Source organism: Candidatus Paceibacterota bacterium (assembly GCA_035583355.1).
In the GTDB taxonomy this organism is placed as follows: Bacteria; Patescibacteriota; Minisyncoccia; order Phycocordibacterales; family UBA6899; genus JAJZQJ01.
The window spans coordinates 20,103-41,391 of the sequence record DATEZQ010000002.1; the positions used below are offsets into that span (position 1 = coordinate 20,103).

20 protein-coding genes are annotated in these 21,289 nt (G+C 46.6%); 1 reads left to right on the top strand and 19 read right to left on the bottom strand.

Annotated elements, in window-relative coordinates:
• Positions 1 to 210: 210 nt before the first annotated feature.
• The 9 genes from VJ579_01140 to VJ579_01180 all read right to left on the bottom strand — a co-directional run bounded on the left by VJ579_01140 (position 211) and on the right by VJ579_01180 (position 8,927).
• Positions 211 to 1,278: a PilT/PilU family type 4a pilus ATPase gene (locus VJ579_01140; protein ID HXK37653.1), complete on the bottom strand. Its 1,068-nt coding sequence runs from the start codon at positions 1,276 to 1,278 to the stop codon at positions 211 to 213.
• A 9-nt stretch (positions 1,279 to 1,287) separates the two neighbouring features.
• Positions 1,288 to 1,710: a response regulator gene (locus VJ579_01145; GenBank protein ID HXK37654.1), complete on the bottom strand. Its 423-nt coding sequence runs from the start codon at positions 1,708 to 1,710 to the stop codon at positions 1,288 to 1,290.
• Positions 1,711 to 1,840: 130 nt separating this feature from the next.
• Complete coding sequence (locus VJ579_01150) at positions 1,841 to 3,568, bottom strand: GspE/PulE family protein (GenBank protein ID HXK37655.1); 1,728 nt, start codon at positions 3,566 to 3,568, stop codon at positions 1,841 to 1,843.
• Positions 3,569 to 3,666: 98 nt separating this feature from the next.
• Positions 3,667 to 4,056, bottom strand: a complete 390-nt coding sequence (locus VJ579_01155) for a hypothetical protein (GenBank protein HXK37656.1) — start codon at positions 4,054 to 4,056, stop codon at positions 3,667 to 3,669.
• A 110-nt stretch (positions 4,057 to 4,166) separates the two neighbouring features.
• Positions 4,167 to 5,012, bottom strand: a complete 846-nt coding sequence (locus VJ579_01160; GenBank protein HXK37657.1) for a hypothetical protein — start codon at positions 5,010 to 5,012, stop codon at positions 4,167 to 4,169.
• A 79-nt stretch (positions 5,013 to 5,091) separates the two neighbouring features.
• The gene (secF, locus tag VJ579_01165; protein HXK37658.1) at positions 5,092 to 5,985 is read right to left on the bottom strand and encodes a protein translocase subunit SecF; all 894 of its coding nucleotides are present in this window, start codon (positions 5,983 to 5,985) and stop codon (positions 5,092 to 5,094) included.
• Between the two features lie 6 nt (positions 5,986 to 5,991).
• The gene (gene secD, locus VJ579_01170; GenBank protein HXK37659.1) at positions 5,992 to 7,401 is read right to left on the bottom strand and encodes a protein translocase subunit SecD; all 1,410 of its coding nucleotides are present in this window, start codon (positions 7,399 to 7,401) and stop codon (positions 5,992 to 5,994) included.
• A gap of 153 nt (positions 7,402 to 7,554) precedes the next feature.
• Positions 7,555 to 8,091 (bottom strand): phosphatase PAP2 family protein, encoded by a 537-nt coding sequence (locus VJ579_01175; protein HXK37660.1) that lies wholly within the window; start codon positions 8,089 to 8,091, stop codon positions 7,555 to 7,557.
• 2 nt (positions 8,092 to 8,093) lie between these two features.
• Positions 8,094 to 8,927: a bifunctional 5,10-methylenetetrahydrofolate dehydrogenase/5,10-methenyltetrahydrofolate cyclohydrolase gene (locus VJ579_01180; protein ID HXK37661.1), complete on the bottom strand. Its 834-nt coding sequence runs from the start codon at positions 8,925 to 8,927 to the stop codon at positions 8,094 to 8,096.
• Between the two features lie 35 nt (positions 8,928 to 8,962).
• Between VJ579_01180 and VJ579_01185 the strand changes: the two genes are divergently transcribed.
• Positions 8,963 to 9,754 (top strand): hypothetical protein, encoded by a 792-nt coding sequence (locus VJ579_01185; protein ID HXK37662.1) that lies wholly within the window; start codon positions 8,963 to 8,965, stop codon positions 9,752 to 9,754.
• Positions 9,755 to 9,782: 28 nt separating this feature from the next.
• On the opposite strand, the gene VJ579_01190 is transcribed toward VJ579_01185, so the two are convergent.
• The 10 genes from VJ579_01190 to VJ579_01235 form a co-directional block, all read right to left on the bottom strand.
• Positions 9,783 to 10,751 carry a sugar transferase gene (locus VJ579_01190; protein ID HXK37663.1) on the bottom strand — a complete coding sequence of 323 codons (969 nt, stop codon included), beginning with the start codon at positions 10,749 to 10,751 and terminating at the stop codon, positions 9,783 to 9,785.
• Positions 10,752 to 10,869: 118 nt separating this feature from the next.
• Positions 10,870 to 11,991, bottom strand: coding sequence for an FtsW/RodA/SpoVE family cell cycle protein (locus VJ579_01195; protein HXK37664.1), 1,122 nt, complete (start codon positions 11,989 to 11,991; stop codon positions 10,870 to 10,872).
• The gene (locus VJ579_01200; protein ID HXK37665.1) at positions 11,963 to 13,369 is read right to left on the bottom strand and encodes a vWA domain-containing protein; all 1,407 of its coding nucleotides are present in this window, start codon (positions 13,367 to 13,369) and stop codon (positions 11,963 to 11,965) included. Before VJ579_01200 ends, VJ579_01195 begins: the two co-directional genes overlap by 29 nt.
• Before the next feature lie 80 nt (positions 13,370 to 13,449).
• Positions 13,450 to 13,830 (bottom strand): response regulator, encoded by a 381-nt coding sequence (locus VJ579_01205; protein ID HXK37666.1) that lies wholly within the window; start codon positions 13,828 to 13,830, stop codon positions 13,450 to 13,452.
• Between the two features lie 38 nt (positions 13,831 to 13,868).
• Positions 13,869 to 14,285, bottom strand: coding sequence for a response regulator (locus VJ579_01210; GenBank protein ID HXK37667.1), 417 nt, complete (start codon positions 14,283 to 14,285; stop codon positions 13,869 to 13,871).
• Between the two features lie 6 nt (positions 14,286 to 14,291).
• On the bottom strand, positions 14,292 to 14,750 hold the full coding sequence (locus VJ579_01215) for a hypothetical protein (protein ID HXK37668.1): 459 nt from the start codon (positions 14,748 to 14,750) through the stop codon (positions 14,292 to 14,294).
• A complete protein-coding gene (locus VJ579_01220; protein ID HXK37669.1) occupies positions 14,747 to 15,256 on the bottom strand; it encodes a hypothetical protein in 510 nt (169 codons plus the stop codon). The genes VJ579_01215 and VJ579_01220 overlap by 4 nt, the downstream gene beginning before the upstream one ends.
• A 3-nt stretch (positions 15,257 to 15,259) precedes the next feature.
• The gene (locus VJ579_01225; protein ID HXK37670.1) at positions 15,260 to 16,573 is read right to left on the bottom strand and encodes a hypothetical protein; all 1,314 of its coding nucleotides are present in this window, start codon (positions 16,571 to 16,573) and stop codon (positions 15,260 to 15,262) included.
• A gap of 9 nt (positions 16,574 to 16,582) precedes the next feature.
• A complete protein-coding gene (locus VJ579_01230; GenBank protein ID HXK37671.1) occupies positions 16,583 to 17,215 on the bottom strand; it encodes a hypothetical protein in 633 nt (210 codons plus the stop codon).
• A gap of 2 nt (positions 17,216 to 17,217) precedes the next feature.
• Positions 17,218 to 21,288 carry a fibronectin type III domain-containing protein gene (locus VJ579_01235; GenBank protein HXK37672.1) on the bottom strand — a complete coding sequence of 1,357 codons (4,071 nt, stop codon included), beginning with the start codon at positions 21,286 to 21,288 and terminating at the stop codon, positions 17,218 to 17,220.
• Position 21,289 lies beyond the last annotated feature (1 nt).

A 21,289-nucleotide genomic window follows, 5' to 3' on the forward strand; every position in this document is an offset into this window, starting at 1 on the left:
AGTCATGAGTCATGCGTCATGAGTCATGAGAAATACGCAAAAATATGGATATTTATTTTAGAGTTTCCAACATACGAGCCAGCAAAAAACCTCAGATTTTGGATGCAGGTTGCCATGCTGGAGGCATGCGAACTCTAGCGAGCCGTAGGTGTTCTACGGTGAGCGAGTCGCATGCCAAAGCATAGCAAGATGCGCCAAAATATGAGGTTTCTACAGCAATCGTTCCAAAGACCTAGGGTTTTGTGAGTGCATGTAGGCTACATCCGCCGACACCTCCCCTGCTTTCACTAATCCTGCAAGAATTCTATTCATATCAATCATGCCGAGCTCAGATCCTGTCTCAATGATCATCGGGATTTCGTGCGTGCGTCGCTCACGAATAAGATTCGCGACCGCATTGTTGTTAATTAAAAGCTCATATGCGGGGACAAGACCTCCTGAAATTCTTGGAATGAGTCGTTGTGAGAAAATGCCTGCGAGCGATCCAGCGAGCTGAACACGAATCTGATCTTGCTGGCCTGCAGGGAATGAGTCGATGATGCGATCGATCGTCTGAGAAGCATTGTTTGTATGGAGCGTCGAGAGAACTAAGTGACCCGTTTCAGCTGCAGTCACTGCTGCTGAAATCGTCTCAAGCCCTCGCATCTCACCAATAAGAATGACATTCACATCTTCACGCAGACATGATCGAAGTGCAACATTAAAATCATCGGTATCAAAGTGCACTTCACGCTGCGAAATCATTGAGCGATCTGCCTGAAAAACATACTCAATAGGATCTTCAATCGTCACAATGTTTTCTGCTCGATCGCGATTGATCATTTCAACCATTGCAGCAAGTGTTGTCGACTTACCTTGTCCGACAGGACCGACGCAAAGGAAGAATCCCTGCTTGCGCTTTGTAAAGAGCTCCAACACCGGAGGGAGACCGAGCTCATGAATAGTCTTCACCTTTTGAGGAACCAAACGGAGTGCGATACCCACTGTACCGCGCTGGAAAAATGCATTACCACGAAAACGTGCTTCTGAACCAAACGAGAATGAGAAGTCAGACTCCTTTGCCGTGAGAAAGCGCTTCATACCCGCCTCATCAAGAAGCTCTTGCACGACTGCACGCGTATCATCAGGAGTAAGTGCAGGATACTTCACCAGTGGCACCAACACTCGTGCAACACGAATAGTAGGAGAACGACCCACTGCAAAGTGGAGATCCGAAGCACCCTCACGAATGACCGTAAGAATAAGTTCCTCAATATATTTACGATAATCTTGAATCATATATTTATATTATTGTGTTACGGTCGCATTTCCAGAGACTTTTCTGGCTTGTGCCTCCTTATAAATTTGACTTACTCGAGCAACCACCTCCGAAGGAGTAGAGGTCGCTTTTACGATATAACCCAATGCGCCCAATTTCACCGCACGCTCGATATCTTCTTCCTCTCCAAGATTCGAAAGCACAACAATCACTGCCTCGGGAGCAAGCTGCTCTGCGCGCACCGACTCCAAGAATTGAAACCCATCGATACCGGGCATTACCAGATCGGTTACGATAATTTCAGGTCTATTACCTGAACGTAACTGCTCAAGTGCTTCCTTAGGGTTTGATTTCGCTACAACCTGATATCCCGACATAGAAAAACGCTGGGAATACATATCGAGCAAAAAACCATCATCTTCTACAAGATAGAGTGTGATTGAATCAGACATGCGTTAATTATATCATGCTAAATTCAAAGTCATGAGTCATGCGTCATGAGTCATGAGAAAAAAGCAAAATACACAGCATAATACTGTGTATTTTTGAGCGCCCTCATGACTCATGACGCATGACTCATGCCTAAATTATATTGTTGATTTCTTCAAACGGAATCACTCCCTGAAATGCCTTTATGAGCGCATCATCTTTCATGGTAATCATGCCCTTTCGACGTGCGATATCATAAATTGCCTGCTCTTCCGGCTTAGTCAAAATGACATGTTCGATATCCTTATCAAGTCGCAAAAATTCGAACACAGGAATACGACCCTTCGTACCCGTCGGACATGCCGCAGAAGGCGTCGCATTATACACATAACTAGGTATGGTGATCTGCGCGCGAATCTCAGCAGGAAGATCAGCAAACTGTTTTTCTGCCATAATACGCTGACTTTCGGTCATTGGAAGCGCAGTCTTGCCATCATCACAGAGCGTACGCAAGAGGCGCTGTCCGACCACCAACGCGAGCGTTGGTGCAATCAAATATGGATCGACGCCCATGTCGATAAGGCGAGGAATAGCTCCTGCTGCCGTATTGGTGTGGAGCGTTGAGAAGACAAGGTGACCAGTAAGTGCTGCTTGAATAGCAAGCTGCGCAGTCTCCTTGTCGCGAATTTCTCCAACCATGATAATGTCTGGGTCTTGGCGCAATATGGAACGAAGACCATTTGCAAAAGTATATCCGATCTCGGGTCGCACCTGTGATTGCGAAACGCCTTGCATGCTATATTCGACTGGATCTTCAAGCGAAACAACATTATATTTCTCACGATCAAGCTCCCCAAGCATCGTATAGAGCGTCGTTGTCTTACCTGAACCGGTTGGACCCGTTACAAGGATAAGTCCATATGGCATCGCAAGCACATTGCGCAGTTCATTCTCTCTGGTTTTATCTAGGCCGATTTGATCAAGGGGACGAATACCACGCGAGGAATCAAGAATACGCATCACAACCTTCTCTCCGAAATATGCTGGGAATGTCGAAACACGGAAGTCGACACGTCGATCATCCATTTTCACAGAGAAACGTCCGTCTTGCGGTTTGCGTTTCTCATCAAGCTTAAGCTGAGCCAAAATCTTAATACGTGCAACAACAGCGCTATGGATATTCGTTGGAAGAATGATTGATGTATACATTGCACCATCAACACGAAAACGCACGCGCACACGCTCCCCCATGTGCTCGATATGCACGTCAGACGCATTCCCCTCCACCGCATGACGCAAAAGCACGGCAACAATCTTTGTCACTGGAGCTTCCTCAACAATCTTTTCTTCTCCTTCACCTCCTCCCACGCCCTCTTCTGCAGCACTGCCTGATGAAAATTCAACTCCCTCCGTTTTCTCCATGTCGAGCTCTGAGAGCGCCTTGGTCACTTCACCCGTAAGATTCTTATACTGCTCAACGACGGTATTGAAATCCGGCTGAGTAATCACGTATAGACGGAATGGCATCCCAAGCTTTGCAGCAATGAACTGCACCGCATCACGTGCTTGCGTGAAATCAGGATCCACGATACCAACCTCAAGCACTGAATCAACCACCGCAAGCGGGACGACAAAATAGTGTCTCGCTGACTCCTCAGGGATGTCTCGCAGGACACTAACTGGAACCTTTATGTCGCCGAGGATACGAAACTCAAGGCCATAATACTCAGCCTTCAGCGCGAGCACCTGTTCTTGCGTCATGCCTCCACGGGCGAGCACCTCGTCGAGGCCACCCTTGGTGCGTTCAGACTCTTGCGTCAGCTCAGGAATGATTGTTTCCTCGATGATTTGTTTCTGTGAGAGAAATTGCAGAAAACTCATACTATGAATATTATATCACAACAAAACCTGATTCTCGTAAAATATTTTCATCATGCAAAGCAAAAACCGAGGTGAACCTCGGTTTGTTGAAGAGAGTCTCATGTTACCGTTCGATGCAACAAACGTGCAACTGTGGCATACGCTGTCGACTTGTCCGTCGGCTCAGCACCAATATGCACGAATGCCGCATTAAGCAGTGGATCCCCTGATGCAGCAAAAAGTGTAATTCGTCCACGCCTTGTATTCATGAGATCTTCCGCAAGCAGAAGTGTTGTACCCATGCGACGATCTTTGCGACTGAGTGGCACATGGCCATCCAGCAAAATGATTGCAATATCATCATGCTCTGCAATCAGCAGAATCCCTTCCTCGATTGTACTCGCAACCAAAAATACGCAATGCGCCGCAAGTGCTGCTTCCGCAAGCTCTTGAAACAATGGATCATCCTCAATAAGTAAAACTTTTGGTTTTACTGGAGGATTTTGCATAGACACAATATCCTCCTCTCCAAAAAGTACCCTCTTGGCATAGTACACCTGCCGCATCTTCGGTCAACGTCTTTTGCACCATGAAATAGCAAAAACAAGTACGCAAGTAGCTATTTATGCACAAGTACAAAGAGGCCAACAATAATCAATGCAAAAGCAAATACCTTGCGTAGTACATTCTCTTCATGAAAATAAAATACTCCAGAAACAAGCGACCACAATACTGAGCAAGCGCGAGAAAATGCAAGAATAAGAGACGCAGGAGCGTACTGGTATGCGAGCGATATCAAAAGACTTGAAAATGCTTGTGAAACAAATGAGAATCCAAGCAGTGGATGAGCTTTCATTTGCACCAGAAGCTGTCTATCCTCCCTTGAGAACACCAGCCGTGTCGCATAGATAGAGAAGAGTGCAAGCGAGATGTAAAACTGAGAAATAGCCGCGGCATTATAGTGCGTAATATCGTATTTATATAATGTCAGGTTCACCACAGAAAGCACTGCGGAAACTAGTGCGAGTCCAATCCCCTTCCCATGGATCTTCCCTCCTGCAAAATACGAAAGAAGTACGACAAGGATAATACCAATCCCCAGAAATTCGACATTTGTAATCGTATACCCCATTGCGATATCAACCACAAGGAGTAACGGAATCGTCAGGACACGCGTAAAACTGAACGTTGAACGATCGACGTTCGCAAGTGCACGAAAGACCACTTCACACTGTAGAAATTCTGAAAATATGCGTAACGCAAAAAGTGGCAATGCATCAATATTATAGTGAAGACTATGCCCTTGAAATAATGCTGCTCCACCAAACATGAGTACAGCCATCGATTCGATTAAAAAGCCATAGAGAATATATGTGAAAACACGACCAGCAAAAGCATGCTTCGATGCTGAAGCAGAAAGTTCTTCAAAGAAATGGCCAACAAAAACGAGCATGCCTGCAAACATAGACTCTTATCATACAAGAGAATGTCCACCCTGTGAATCCAAAAAAGAAAAACCATACACAATGTGTATGGTTTTCATATTAGCGTTTGCGCTTCTCGATGAAATTCGCCATGGTCACCAGGAGTGGTGATCCGATGAATATCGAAGAGTAGGTACCAATGATAACACCAATACCAAGAGTGAATGCGAAGTACTTGGTCGACTCACCTCCAAAGAGATAAAGTGCACCAATAACAATAAGCACGGTAAGTGAGGTGTTGATTGACCGAGTGAATGTCTGAGATACCGACTTACCAACTGTTGTCTCAAAGTCCTCCTTTAGACCGCTTCGAAGATTCTCTCGTGTGCGATCAAACACAACGATAGTGTCGTGTACCGAGAATCCAAGCACCGTCAAGAGTGCCGTCACAAAGAGTACGTCGATCTGAACACCGATATTATGTGCGCTCAGCCAGATATAGATGCCGGCAGGAATAATCACGTCGTGCGCAAGTGCGATGACTGTGATGAAGCCATACATCCAAGAAGATACTGGCTTACTGACCTGGCGAAATGCATATGCAACATAAAGCATAATACCAATAAGCACAGAGATGATCGCCCAGATTGAGTTCGAACGAAGCTCTGCTCCAATTGATGGACCATATGAACTAAAGCGCACAATCTCTGTCTTCTCTCCAATTGACGCTACAGTGATGAGCTCTTGACGCTCCTTTTCAGTGAGATCCTTAGTGCGGATGAGCACACTCTTCTCGCCTGCTGCCTGTACTTGTACCGTACCCCAGCCAAGCTTTCCGAGTGCAGTCTTGATATCTTCTATCTGCGGCTTCTCCTGGTAAGAAAGCTCGAGAAGTGCACCTCCCGTAAACTCAATACTGTAGTTCCACTTGTTGAAGATAAGCGAACCCATTGAAGCAATCAACAATATCCCTGAAAGGATATAGAAGAATACGCGATGTTTGATGATATACATATGAGCTTATTTAGTGAATCCCCCTCCAAAGAGAAAATGTACGAGCTTCGACTTGCCCGATGCCCCAAGTGCGTAAAGGAATGAACGTGATACGGTGATTGCGGTAAAGAGTGAAAGAAGTACGCCGAGCCCGAGAGTCAGTGCAAAACCCTTCACCACCGAGGTACCGAACCAGAAGAGAATAGAGGCAGAGATGAGTGATGATATATTCGAGTCACGGATACTTGTCCATGCGCGAGTGAATCCATCATGCATTGCATCGCCGAGATCCTTTCCTTTCTTCATTTCCTCCTTCATGCGCTCAAAGATGAGAATATTCGCATCCACAGCCATACCAACTGAAAGCAAGAATCCTGCGATACCTGCCGCGGTAAGTGTCACTGGAATAAGCTTAAATACAGTGAGCATCAACGCCACGTAGATACCCATCGCAAGTGACGCGATGATTCCTGGAACGCGATACCACATGATAAGGAAGAATGCGACAAGCAAAATACCGATAAGTCCTGCATGCATGCCAGACTTCAGTGCATCTTGCCCAAGCGTTGCGCCAATGGTCTGTGTAGATACCAATGTAATGGGTACAGGAATCGCTCCAGAGTTCAAACGTCCCTTAAGATCGCGTGCCTCCTGCATAGTGAAGTTTCCTGAAATGATGGCATTACCATCAGTGATTGCTTCACGCACAACCGGAGTAGAAATTGGCTGTCCATCAAGATAGATAGCTACGCGCTTCTCCACGTTAGCCTTCGTAATCTCAGCGAAGAGCTTCTGACCTTCATCGTTGAAAGCAAGTGAGATCGTTGGCTCATTCGTCTGACTTCCGATGACCACCTCAGCCTTCTTTAGCTGTGCACCAGTCAATCGAGTCTCTATGAAGTCTGCGTCCTCAAGCGCTCGTGGGTGTGCAGTCAGTGCTGCCTGCTTTTCAGCATCAGTGACCCCTTCCTTCGTGAAGACCTCCTTCACTGCATCACGATCTTTCTTGATTGCATCCTTATCGGCTCCCTCTGGGCGCTCGGTCTTGAATTGCAAGAGTGGTGTCTGTCCAATCTGCTCAGTCGCAGCACGAACATCAGTAAGGCCTGGAAATTCAATGATCAAACGCTGCACAGAATCACCTGTAGCTGATCGTGTTGCTTCTGTCTGGACATTGGGCTCTGAGACGCCGAGTGCGTTGATACGACGCTCGATAACATCACGGAGCGCTGCCATTGTCTCAGGGACATCTTTTGCGGCAACCGCCTTTGTATCTGCCTGGTAAGTAAGTTGTGTGCCTCCCTGGATATCAAGTCCAAAACGGAACGGGAATTTTGCCATGAACTTTGCTCCTGGCTTCTCGCTCGCATAGACTGTAAACCCGAGTCCTACTCCGGCAAGGAGAAGGATGAGGGCAATAATGCGCTTTTTCCACATAATACCTTGAATTATAGCTGTATTTATGTTCCCGTAAAGGCTTGACACTACCGGTGCCGCTCGGCACAGCACTGAATAATTTCGCAAGAAACTCGCCTCCTTCATGCAAAAGCGTGCGTGAAAATATAAAAATCAAGCCCTTGGGCTTGATCTTCATTTTATTCTTTGCAACCAGCGCACTTCAGCACAACGAAAGAGTAGCGCCACCTGCCAGCCAAGATATGCCCCCGCAATGACATCAGTGAACCAATGGACGCCAACCGCGATTCTTCCGATCATGACGAGGGGTACCAAGAATGAGATAAAGACACCGAGACGGCGATGGGTAAACCACAGTGTTGTCGCAAATGCTGTAATAAGCGCAACGTGGAGCGAAGGAAATGAGGCAAGTGGGTCCGTTGCGGGAACAAACGGAACAAAGCCAAGCACGGCATACGGACGGATGACAACAACTACATCTTTAAGTAAGAGTGCAATGATTGCAGTTACTAAAAGAGGAAATAGGTCATGAAACACTGTGCGCGTATACGTCCCCACTTTGCGAAGTGGAAAAAGCATAAATACATACATCGACACTGCGAGCACTAAAAGTCCATCTGAAAGAAGAATGGCGAAAGACTCAGTCCATATATTGAGTGACGAGTAGTGATAGAACGCAAGCGCAATCGACTGATTGATTGAGGTGAACATAATTAGGCATTAGCGCGACCTCGCGCGAGAATAAGCAAATTCTTCATGAGCGCAACAACGACGAGTGGCCCCACACCTCCTGGTGTCGGAGTGAAGAGTGACGCGTGAAGCGCTACATCAGGGTGCGCATCGCCAACGAGCTTTCCTTCGACTCGTTGCATACCTGCATCAATCACGACAACACCCTCGCTCACATGTTCAGGTTTTAAGAGATGCGGAACACCTGCTCCACAAATAATCACTTGCGCATCCTTAGTAAACTCCTTGAGATCACGCACGGGCTGATCAACGACAGTGACTCGCGCACCACACTGACGCATGAATTGAGCAAGTGGTGCGCCAACAAGAATGCCATGCCCCAAAACAAGGACTTCCCTACCAAGTGTATGTACGGAGTATGCCTCAAAAATATATTGAACCGCTGCAACAACAGGAGGAAGGATGGGAAATTCTTCGTGCGCAAAACGTGCACGCGCGTCAGGGGACAGCACGTCAACATCCTTTGCAAGCGGAATAGCCGAAAGCACACGCGACCTATCGATATGCGCAGGAAGTGGTAGTTGCACCATTATGCCGTCAATCCCATCATCGCCACCAAGCGTAACAATCGCATCGATAACCGCGTCAGTTGTCGACTCATGAGGGAGACGAATAACAGTAGTCTCGATATTAAGTTCTCGCGCCTTGTCGACTTTTCGCTTTACATACGCACTGCTTGGTGCATCCCCTTCAATCAATACGATTCCAAGTCCAGGAGTAATCGAAAACTGAGCACGCGCTTTCGCGAGCGCAGCTTCCATCTTTTTCGCAAGTAATTGTCCGTGCACGATATTCATCATTGGGCATTATAGCATGGGTGTATACTATACATATGCGACCGATCATACGATCTTTACTGTATATAAGCATTGGCGTATATATTGGTTTTGGAATCTATGCCACACTCAGGCAGGACAACATGCTCTATTTTCCCGAAACTACAGCGAAGAACTTATCTGAGTGTGCAGAGGAAAACGGTGGCACTGCTATAGATAATCTTCGATACAAAAATCTCCATGGCGTTCTTTACGAGAAAAGCACGAGCACGCTGATTGTCATTTACCACGGAAATGCAACAAATGCGTGCGCGAGAGGACTCTACCTCACCGCATTATCACAAAACCCTGCAAGCGTTCTCGTTGTTTCCTATCCTGGTTATCTTGGCGACCTCACGCCGCCAAGCAGCACTCGCATATTAAGGGAAGTAAGCGATGCCGTCCTTTGGGCAACGGAACATCGCTATGCTACTGTTGGAGTTATTGGTGAATCTATTGGTGTTGGACCAGCAAGTTTTCACGCTGCGCTATACCCCGCACCACTTGCACTTATCGCTCCCTACCCCTCACTCTCAGCACTCGCATCAAAAGTTCTCCCGCTTTACCCCGTACGTGCAATCCTACGCGACGACTTCTATGTGAGCTCTTGGGCCAGAGCAGCATCGCGAGTACTCGTCATTGTGGGCTCGAACGACACAACCATACCAAAACAGCTCTCCGAAAATCTCTTTGCATCACTGCCGCAGAAGGAAAAATATTTTCTTGAACTCCCCTACGACCACGATGAGCTTCTCGGAAGCATTGAGGGTGTACGCATGATCGCTCGATTTCTTGCGTTGCCACAATAATAAAACACGCATAGAAGTGCGTGTTTTATTATGCCCCAACTCGTGAAATAGCCGCATATACAGTACGGAATACAATTTTGAAATCAAATGCAAACGAACGATGTTGCATATAGAAGAGGTCATAGGCGAGCTGTCTTTGAGCCCCCTCTACTTCAGATAATACTTGATCATCATGTAACTGTGCCAAACCAATAAGTCCAGGCGTAACGAAATGACGCACCGTGTAATATGGGATCAATTCATTATATTGCTCTACGCTAGGAGAGACTTCAGGTCGTGGACCAATAAGTGAAAGGTCGCCCATAATAACACTGAAAAGTCGAGGTAATTTATCAAGATGATAACGAGATATAAAACGGTTCAATTTCGTTGAACGCTCATTACCTGTGGTTGCTATACAAAACCTTGCAAGGTAGATACGCTTCATATTTTTTCCAACATATTCCTGTACGGAAAGCCCAGTACGAGCATTACGTCGCAGTGCAATCAAGACAGGAATATAAAGCGGAACAGAAACGATGAACAGTGGTATGGCGATTAGCAGATCAAAAATTCGCTTCACTATATTAAACATCGAATGCATAGGGAATGAAACGTTCTCGACGAGCCAAGCGTGGTTCACCCTATGCAAAGCAACATACTCATTGAGCTCTTCGAATATGACATTTTGATCAACAAATTGTACCCCTTTGAAACTCAGTGCATAAAGTTCACTAAGAATCGGGAGTATTTGTGCATCGCGTATATCGAGCACTACAACCCTCGCACTCCCCGACTTCACAAACTCTTGCACCCAAGATATCACCTGAGATTCACTGAGAGCTTTTGTGTCGCAAAAATGAGCAAACGCTATATGAAAATGTGCTGCATCATTCACCTGTCTGAACAGTTCACGGGTATTCCCTCCTGAACCAACAAGAACGGCACGAGTACGATTCCTTGCGAGCAATGTACGGTTACTCCATACCTTTCTCCAAAACACCCCCACGCGAGTCATATGTAGACGTCGCGCTAAAACTGAATAATGATTTCTGAGGCGGTAAGTTGGCATTTGCTCAAAGCTAGCAGATGCCAAAGCGAGTGTCCAGTACACAAAACACGCACTCTGTGCGTGTTTAAAATCCAAGAAATTCATTCTTCATCTCTTCCCTATTCGCTACGCGCCTAAAGCGTCTCATTCCCATCAATAAACCGAGGCCAACAAACTCAGTCAGCAAATGCGAGCCACCATAACTCATGAATGGCAATGTCTGTCCTGTAACCGGCATCAAGCCGATATTCATTCCTACGTGAATGATGAATTGCACAATAATGAAGATAACCAGTCCCGCCGCGTATAGTGTTTCAAAATTTGTCGCACCAAGCATACCTTCATGCAATATGCGCATCACCAAAACAAGGAAACAGATGAAAAGCAATGTCACCCCGATAAAACCCCACTCTTCTGCATATGCAGCGAAAATAAAGTCAGTCTGGTACTCTGGAAGAAACTTGAGCCTTGATTGGGTTCCTTCCCCAATACCCTTTCCCAGCACTTGCCCAGAACCAACAGCTACGGTCGACTGATATGCATTCCATCCAGAGCCACGAATATCAGTAAGTGGTGCAATAAAGGTAATGATACGATTCTTCTGATGTTGCGTGAACACAAATCCCCACATGAGACCAAAAAGTATAACTCCGATGCCAAGTACCCCAAAGAGATGCTTCTTATTAATCCCTGAAACTACCGTCATACCAAACCAAAGCGCGAGATAAATGATTGCGGAACCGAAATCAGGCTGTAAAAGCACAAGCAGTGCAGGCAACGCAACATACGCAGCACTGATAATGATATGCTTCACATGAGCGATCTCAACGTGCCTACGTGAGTAATATTTGGCCAAGAGAAGAATGAGCACAAGCTTCATCACGTCGGCAGGCTGGAATGCGAGAAAACCGAGGTTGAACCAACCTTTTGCCCCCTTCCACGCACTACCCATAACAAACAGTGCAGCAAGCAAGAAAACCATCACCCCATAGAGCATTGCAATCACGTGTGACTTACGAAGAATGCGCGTATCAATGAAAGAAACTCCAATAGAGGCAAAGAATGCAATTGGAATCCAAACGAGTTGCCTGATGAAATATGTATTACTTCCCGAAAAAGCATACATCGAAACCAGCCCTGCTCCCATAATGGGAATAAGAATGAGGTAGGTAATCCAATCAATGTGTCGCAGTTTCTCCAAGTTCATATATCCTTGGGATTATTTCTACGACAGATGGACCCTTTTTGCAAATGGTGCTTGCAATCTGCTTATAGACTTTCCCTAATTCACTCCCCGATGGAGCAGCATAATAATATTCAGGATATGATGCAACCCCTTTCAGAAAATCCACATTCACATCACTTCCCAGTCCTATTGTATAGAGAGTTACCCCCTTTGCTTTCAAGTCTTTTGCTGCATCATTCGCGAGCGATATGGGGTACTCCGTATCCTGTGGATTTGCGGGGTTCTTCGGATCAGTAGGAGCACCATCGGTAAGCATGACAACCGCTTGTCGCGCCATCTCACGCTTGCGCTGTGTACTAAACTCGTCTCGTGCAGCATTTAGGGCTGCAGCAATATTCGTATACTGCAAACCTGTCGTCAAAATATCAGTACCTGCAATAGCGCCGCTCACACGAAGCAGATCCTTCGTTAAGGGTTGATCAATAGGGCTTGTTACTTCAGTAGCGAATGAAATATATCCTGCCTGATCCTCAGCAGAAAGTTGTGCCACAAAATCTTCTGCAGCACTCTTTGCCATAGAAAGTGGTTGTGGCGGATTCTTTCCATCTGAAGCCATTGAGCCCGATCGGTCGAGCACAAGAATAACATCTACCGGCGTTGCGCATGCCTGACCTTTCGCTTCATAGGTGAACTTTTGTGGCCAAGTGAACGTTACTTGCTTGGTTTCCCTTGGAGCTAATTCATCGATATAGGTCTCGGATACACCAACGGGACCGTTTCTATCGGAAACAGTTGCGGTAACAGGCACGTGACGAAGTGTATCTGTCGTTTGATTTTGAAGTGTTGCAATGAGTCGCGGAGCAGTATCTGGCGTTAACAATTCGTATCCAAGCACAGACACCTTGCGTACCGTAGGAGGTGTTGCCTTGATGAATTTATAGCCTGGCAAAATAGTGAGACGCGCTCGCGCAGCATCTACACCTTGAGTGTCTAACCCACCGCCAAAGAGCGTAAAGTGATCTCCGGCATTTGCGAAAGTACTGTAGGTTCGTGAAAGCAAAGTTCTCCCCTCATCATCAAAAAGCTCGACAGTGTAGCTCAGCTCCGGGATGCTCGCATCAAGATTGGGATTCTCAACAAGCGAAGCAACATCATACATGCCCTTGCGAACCAAAAAAGTTTTTGTCCACAATGTATTGATGCCCAGATGTGTATCACGACACTGTGCGGCACAAATCCCCCCACAGTCTACTCCTGTCTCATCCTGATTTTGTACCTTATCGAAGCAGCTTGGTCGTGATTTCACAATAAAGAAAATACTTGTCCCAATGAGCAACAAGGAACCAATAACGATTGCGAGAGTAATTATTTGACGGCGTCTTGCCCAATCTAATTGCATAGGACAATTATAACATAGCGCACCATCGCAGAGCGGTTGAACAAAAAGCGCTCGAACACGACTTCGGGCGCGATGATTCGCTAGCGCAAGTAGCTTCGGACCTTCTCAACTATTGTGTTGATTTTGGTGTCTGCTTTTACGAGATATTCGACTGCGCCCAGTGCGAGACCTTTTTGGGCATCGGATTCCTGCCCAAGATTCGACAAGATGATGACCGGTATCGTTTTCCACTTTGGGTTGGCTTTCATCTCGGAAAGCACCTCAAATCCATTCTTTTTTGGCAACATCATATCCAGCAATACCAGGGAGGGTAAATTTTCAGATTTATTTTTGAGTATCGCTAAAGCAGCCTCACCATCCCCAACGGATTCAGCGAGAATCTGCTCGTGTGCGAATTTCGCACGATACGCCTTATCGATATAGACGTCATCTTCAACGACAAGTACCCATTTATCTGCCATAGTTATTGTTAGTATACCAAATATTAGGTAATATACAATCAGGTATTTTTTTGCGCGCCTGCTACCACCCCACCTCGTGTAGGATCCTCGAAATATGCGCTTACCTGCCCAACAACATCCTTGATCTCATGATCCGACTTCGAGATGAAATCAATAATATTCAGTTCAAAAGCTCGCTTCATTTTGTCTGGTCCACTTGATACAGATACGATAAGAACTGGAATACTTCGATAACGCTCATCTTTTCGCAGGTACTCCAAAAAGTCTATCCCCGACATTCCCGGGAGAAGTATATCAAGCCAAATCAGATCAGGTATGTGATCGCTGAGCCATTGCATCGCATGTTCTGCGGAAATCATCATTATGGGTTGAAATCCTGCACGATCAAGTTTCAGAGAAATTGCCTCTGTAAGTGCTTGATCATCTTCTATGATAAGTATGGTTTTTGGTTGCATATATGTTTATAGACCTAAAGGATTAAGTGTTTCGCCAAGAGTAGTTACGCGGAGTGTGCCCCACCCTGAGGTATCGAGCACCACTTCTGCTTGCAAGCCCTTCCGGGCATTGCGGTGATATCCAAGTGCAGAAATGATCTTTGGCGATTCGACCGTACCGATACCATTACTCACTGCAACACGAGCACATGCCCGGAGTGTCGCACATCCACTTGTTGCCATTTCAATATTGAAGACAATTGCTGTACTTGTACCAACATCCCTATTTCGGGCAAGTTGCTGTAACGCATCACGAAGACCTGTTTGTGCATACTGCATTGCTTGAGCGCCGTCAGCATTCGCTTGTGTCAGATAGATTCGTGCGGTCTCAACTGAAGTTACGCTTATCGCAATAAGAAAAACAAGAATACCGATTCCAAGGACGAGCGGAATACTCGCCGCACCTTTTATTTTTAGCTTGCTCATAATGTATCTTTTCCTATGAGTAATGTACCGTCGACGCTCCGCAACATCTCTGGTGCCTGAAGGTGCTCAAGGACGACATGATACCGCACACTTGTGCTTGTGGCCCCCAAGCGTGGCTCAACATAAGCATTTCCCTCGAACCACAATGTGCGTACTCGAACGCGAGTATTCGCGAGCGGCACAGTACTACTTCCACTGATGCGCTGCAACATACTCCCATTAAGTTGAAACAGCACCGCACCGTCGACATTCATAATAAGAAGTGAAGTGGAAGTTGCTCCCGGTGAAGGGTTCATCAGCTGTACTGCACGCGCAGCCTCTTGCCTGAGCACTGTGGTTATATTTTGTACTCCATTTGCAAGATCATCACGATGATCATGCTCTGATTGCGCACGAAGTGCGGCAACGAAATATCCGGAAAGAACAACACCGATGACTGCCAAAATCGCCACATAGATGAGAAGCTCAATAATCGATATACCCTTCTTGTAGATTACACTACTCATATATTATGGGGACCACGAGAGGAATATTTCATCAACACTGGGAGTAGTTGGACCGGCGACGAGACAATCATCCGCGCACAGCTGCACCTTGTATCGATAATACTGTTTGCCATCAAGCAATGCACTACACCCCGAGCGGAACAGATCAAAGGGGATATCAGGCCCCATGGTAGTGAACCAATCACCACTACTGCACGATGGCCCGCCAATATAGCTCCATGCCCCAACGGTGCAGACTGGAAAATTTGTTGCACCGTTTACACATGGTGCAGTTGCCATCTGAAAACGCACCCTCCCTTTGTCGTTACCCGCTCCACCGAGTTGTCCCCTCCAAGTAAAACTGTTATACAATACCCCTTTTGGTGCACGCGTATCGAGCACCACGCTCTCAGCGGTACCCGTAGGAGGGAAACCACCACAATTACTTTGTGCGGGATGAAATCGATACGTAAGTACGAGCTTTATTGAAACATTGAGAAGTGCTACTGCACCTGGATCAACGGTAATGTTCTGTGAGTAATTTCCTGCACTTCCGCGCTGAAAGACATTACGAACATTTGCCGACAAAAAATCAAACTGTGTTGGCTCGGATGTTGCAATGAGTGTATGTGTCATCCCATCAATATTTCGATCATTGAAATATGCAGCAACCTCTCCGCCGCCAACGTATAGACCAACCATTTCTATGTATGCGCTCGTAACGGGACCAGATATTCCAGTGATATTGTCATTGATTGCATACGAGATGGGAAATGTAGTTACTCCAGAAATTGATGGTGCCTGTGCGATAAAAAATTCGACAGTCTTCATCTTTTCTGTCTGTGGTGCACCATCAGGACAGTTATTCCCAATCTCGCGGGTGTAGGAATTCGTAACATGCACGCTCGTTCCTGAAAGAGTCACACCACTAGGGATGAATGTCACCTGATGCAGGTAATCTCCTGCCGTCGCTGCAGCAAGCTTTCCAGTCTTATCTCCAAAGACTAGCGCAAGTGGAAGTGGGCTTGCAGTATTCGGCAACACATATGTCTGATCAGTAGCTGCATCACCATCAAGACGAAGCACAAGTGTTCCTCCTCCCTCATACAGTCCGTCGACAGACAAATACACGCGCATTGGGGTCGATGCTCCGAGCACCTCTCCCCCATGCACCGTAAAATTTATGGTCTGAGAAGAAGAGAACGGTGCCGTCATTCCTGACACAAATGTACGATTAGAAACAGCAACTTCTCTCGCTGAAACAGAAAACGTGCACACAAGCAAAAATGCTATGAGTGGTACTCCAATGCGAAAAATATTGCGTTCTGTACTGTGCATAAATAATGACTACTTATCTCGTTTATACTTTGCACCTTCACCCGGAATCAAAATGCTTACATCACCCATGCTCGTACGTACGATATAACTCCAGCGACCATCACGCTCCTCAAAATATAGGGCAATGCCAACAATTTTTGCATTTGCAAAGTATGGATTTGCTGTCACCTGTAAAATCGCATCGCTAGAATCAGGGAAATTCACTGGAAAAAGAGTAGCTGCTGCCGGAGCTCCTGAGGTAGGAGTAGTCGAGATCACCCCATCCTTACCAACAAGGAGACGAAACACTTTTTCGTTTGCACTATAAAGTACCTCATACTGCGCACACGTACCATCAGGATATAGGTCTGTGGCAGAACGTATCGCAAATACTGACCGTAGCTCACTTTGTAAAAATGGAAGCACTGCTTTCATCGTCAGGCCACCAGAAGTGGCACCCTTCTCCGACACTGACACACCTTTACTCGAAAATTCAGGGTAACGATAATAACGCTGTTGATATTCCCTCTGCTGGATAACGGGGGCATCCTGCCCACTCACAGAGAACTGGGCACTTTTCTGCCCCATTAACACAGAGAACAAAACCACCACTCCAATAAGCAGCAACACACTTCCCCAAATTATTTTCCGTGATAGTCGCATATTTATGGAGTGTAGCTATACGTAACAATGACATCAGCCCCAATACTTGAAAGAGTAGTATCACTACCTGCGCTAATCGATATAGTATTTACTCCTGGTGAAAGATTCAGTGTCTGCAGGGGATGATAAAGTCTCCATGGTGAAAAGAGTGGTCTCCCACCGGGCAATGAATAGGTAACGGAATTTCCCCCATTCACCTGAACAGTAAGGCTTGCGTTCGAGGCTGAGCCACCAGTTTGGTATAGTCCTCGAAGATCAAGGAATATACTCTGGAATTGCACACTTGTTTCGGGAATAACAACAGCAAAACTACTTGTCGCCTCTGCTCCTTGCACAGTAGATCCACCGCTTGAAAGTACATGGAAATATAGTGTCTTTGCGGGCTGCGTAACGCCGAGCGTTGTAAATTGCTGCACGCTACTCCAGGAATTATTCCCTGCAGCGTCTGCTGCATAAATACGATAATAGTAGAGTGTATTGGAATCGAGATTTGAAAGGAGTGCCGTGTGATTCAATGATAGCGACAACAACTCATTACTACATCCATTGCTACCTGCACAGGTATTTGTAAATACATCTGTCTTATTCAGCTGGATTACCTGCGTTGCAGGTTCACTCGTATTCCAAGAAAGGGTTACACTATTAGTCGATGGTGTACCTGAGCTGATATTGATAATATTCGGCGAAGTCTGATCAATGAGGAAATCAGCGGCCGTCTCCAAGTTTGGAGTTGGCTGAGGAAAGACAGCCCACGCACTATAGTATGTTGTGCCACCTACCGTATATTCAGTGCGCGCACGCCAATGATACGCATTTTCAGCGAGCGGAATACTCACTCTGCAATTATTCGCAGACACCGTACAATCAACAGTTCCCGGACCTGCGACTGGGTCGCCTAGTTTTACTGATGCGCATGCACCAGTAGTACACGTAAATGCGGTACCAATTGGTTTTACCTCTACAGCAAGGCGCATACTTCCCGACACTCCTGAAGCGGCAGTGATCACACCTCCTATAAGTATTGTCGTCGCTCCAGTACTTCCACCGACAGGAAGTGTCGTTAGTACTGGTGCACTGAGTCCACTATCGGTAATCATCGAAGTATTCTGCGTCGTCGTTGCATACTGCGTAAGATTCGATGGTGGGCTTGCAACATTATTATTAACTACAGTGAATGGCCGTGTGCCTGCGGGATATGTTCCAGCAGTAAGCGATACAACGGTCACTCCAAGGCTTGCATTGATTGGGACAGCAGACACCACCTGTGTGTCAGACCAAGAATTCCAATAGTCTGCAGTGGCTCCCCCGAGAGTAATATTGTCACTACTTGAAAATCCTGGAGCAAGCAACACACTACTATCTGTCCCCAACGCCCCCGAAGGACAAATTCCTGCAGCGGGACAAAAATGGTCACCAGTAAGTGTGAGTGTGTCTGCATGTCCACCCGTAGATGGAACAACTGCTACTAATCTTGGACGTATTGAGAAGGTATTCGCGTAATCAACACGCGCAGCACTTGCTGCTGGAAAATCGCGGGCAAGACTAATTGCGCCAGTATATGCATTATCTGCAATAAGCGTAGGGACCCTCACTTTTACTGCGGTATCACTCCAACTTTCTATTGAGACAGAATCTGTAGGGCTATTACATGTCGTATCACTGCAACCCAATATTTGCACAGCGCTAGTATTCTGACTCGCTCCAAAACGCGTACCAAGAAGAGTAATTACTCCATCGGTATCTCCCGCACTATATTCCTTCGCACCATCAGGCCCAAGACCACTAGGAACAACAAGGCTTGTAATTTGGGGAAACAAGAAGAAATTCAGACCATCACCAGTAATCCCCGCAGTGGTCACCGCAAGCGCTGCGCTTCCTCCATAGTTTGCCCCAAAATCAGCATCTGCATTTCCTAACGATGCAGTATCCAGTGCAATGCTAACTTGCGTATTACTCCAACTCGTCACGTTGCTACTTGCAATCGTCGTTGGCGTTGCACCCTGGATCACTATATTATGTGATGCACTCGCCCTATTCTCTGGACCAGGATCTGCTCCGAATCCAAAACCATTAATCGTGATTATTTGAGCGGATGAACCCGCCCCAAGACGCCCACCACAGTTTCCGCAGCCTGGAGCATAATCTAGCGCAGACTCAGTACTGTTCACATACCCCGTCACATTCGGTGCCACGATCGCACGTACCATAGGTATTCCGAGCAATAATTCATCGTTAGTAACTGCGGAACTTGTATCAACATCGCTCACTGAATTAACCGATAGATTGATCGTTTGACCCGCAGAAGGATATGCCCCACCATTACCAAAGGTCGCCTTCGGAAAAGCATATAATCGCTGCCCCGCAGCTATTGAGAGTGCTGGAGAAAATGTAAATGTAATTGTGTTGCCGGATACCACCCCTCCCACAGAACGAGTGACCCCATTATTCGGATTTGCATCTGCGTCAATATCAAGTGACCAATTACTTGTCTGGGATAAATTCACCGTACCCGAATTTGTAAGCATGATTCGAGAAACTGAGATCGCATTCTTCCCTCGCGCAGTCATCGTATAGCCTGTACAGTCGGAAATACTTGTACAGGTTGCATCAGCAAAATATGCCGTTCCCGCAGAAGGAACCGTGGTGATAGCATTTGCTGTAGTCGTACTGAGCACAAAAAGAGGCGGTGCAACTTGAAGCGCCATACCCATGCGAGCATACGCACTACTTGGGACAGGATAGGTCCATGTCGTAAGTTCAGGAACGGTCCCCGCAGTAACACTCGACCACGAGACACTTGTCCCTGAAAGAGTTGCGCGCTTCATATAGCCTGCATTACTTGCATCATCAATGAGCATGATCGCCTGACTTGGGAAACCTGCGATCTGCACTGCATGTACTTGCCCCTCTCCCGAGATGATTGTAGGCGAAGTTATATCTGTCGCACCCGCTACAAAGCTTCCTCCATTCGTAGACTGATACCAATCCAATCCATTTGTCACATCATTTCCATAAACTGAAACAGCCGCTCTATTTGCTCCATCCACTAACCACACTGTATCGGTAGGAATACCTCCATCACCAATTGGGGTTGCCGTTTGGTCAGCTACAGGAGTACCAAACGAGGAACCTCCCCATATCGCAAACTCACAAAGATACTGCGAAATTGACGGTTCGAGCGTACAGGTTGAGAGTGCAATCTCATTGGTGATAGGACTCGGTGTCAGTTGCACGAAATCACCATAGCCATTAAGAGCGGAAATTGACCCTACTCCAGACCATGCGCCTGCAGCAGAGCGGGTTGCATAACGTGCTTTATTTGTTGAGTTCTCGCCCATTACAACAAGCAGATCTCCCGTGAGAGACTCATAGGAAATATCAAGTGCGCGCACTGGCGGATAAGTACCTGCAAACCCAGTATAGACAGTGCCATTTGTAGTTATCCTTGTTCCCCAAAACGTCCACGACGAGCCACTCCATGTCGCCGCTCCCCCCGACCTTGTATCATCAAGATATGCGAGTCCCAACTGTGCACTTCCGTTTCTTGCGGCAAGTTTAAGCGCAACGATGTTCCCTGCTGTAGGTCCACCCGTTCTCTCAGACTGTGCAGTCCAAGTTGAACCGTTCCATATACGATAATAAAATGTTGTCTTTCCTCCTGATATCCTTCCTCGATATGCAACCATTGCCCTACCCGTTGACTGCTCATAGGCAATATCAAACCGCGGAACATTTCCATCACCAAGAGAAACATTCCAATCCGCAACCCAAGACACTCCATCAGTAGAGTGATATACACGCAGAAGGCCGGCCGTATCCTGTACGCCAAGCACAAACTCTTTTGTCAGCGGATCACTGCGTACTATGATGAATTTCGCATCCACTCCACCGATTGCAACCGAGGGGGGACCCAGCACACCCTTGGCCTCACTATGGAAACGTTGCATCACATCGCCACCACTTGACCACAACACTGGTCCTTCATCGGTCAATGCAAAAACACTTGAGGGCTGCATACCAAAAAGCACAACAAGGAGTCCTGAGAAAAATATTGTACGAAATAATTTTTTCATA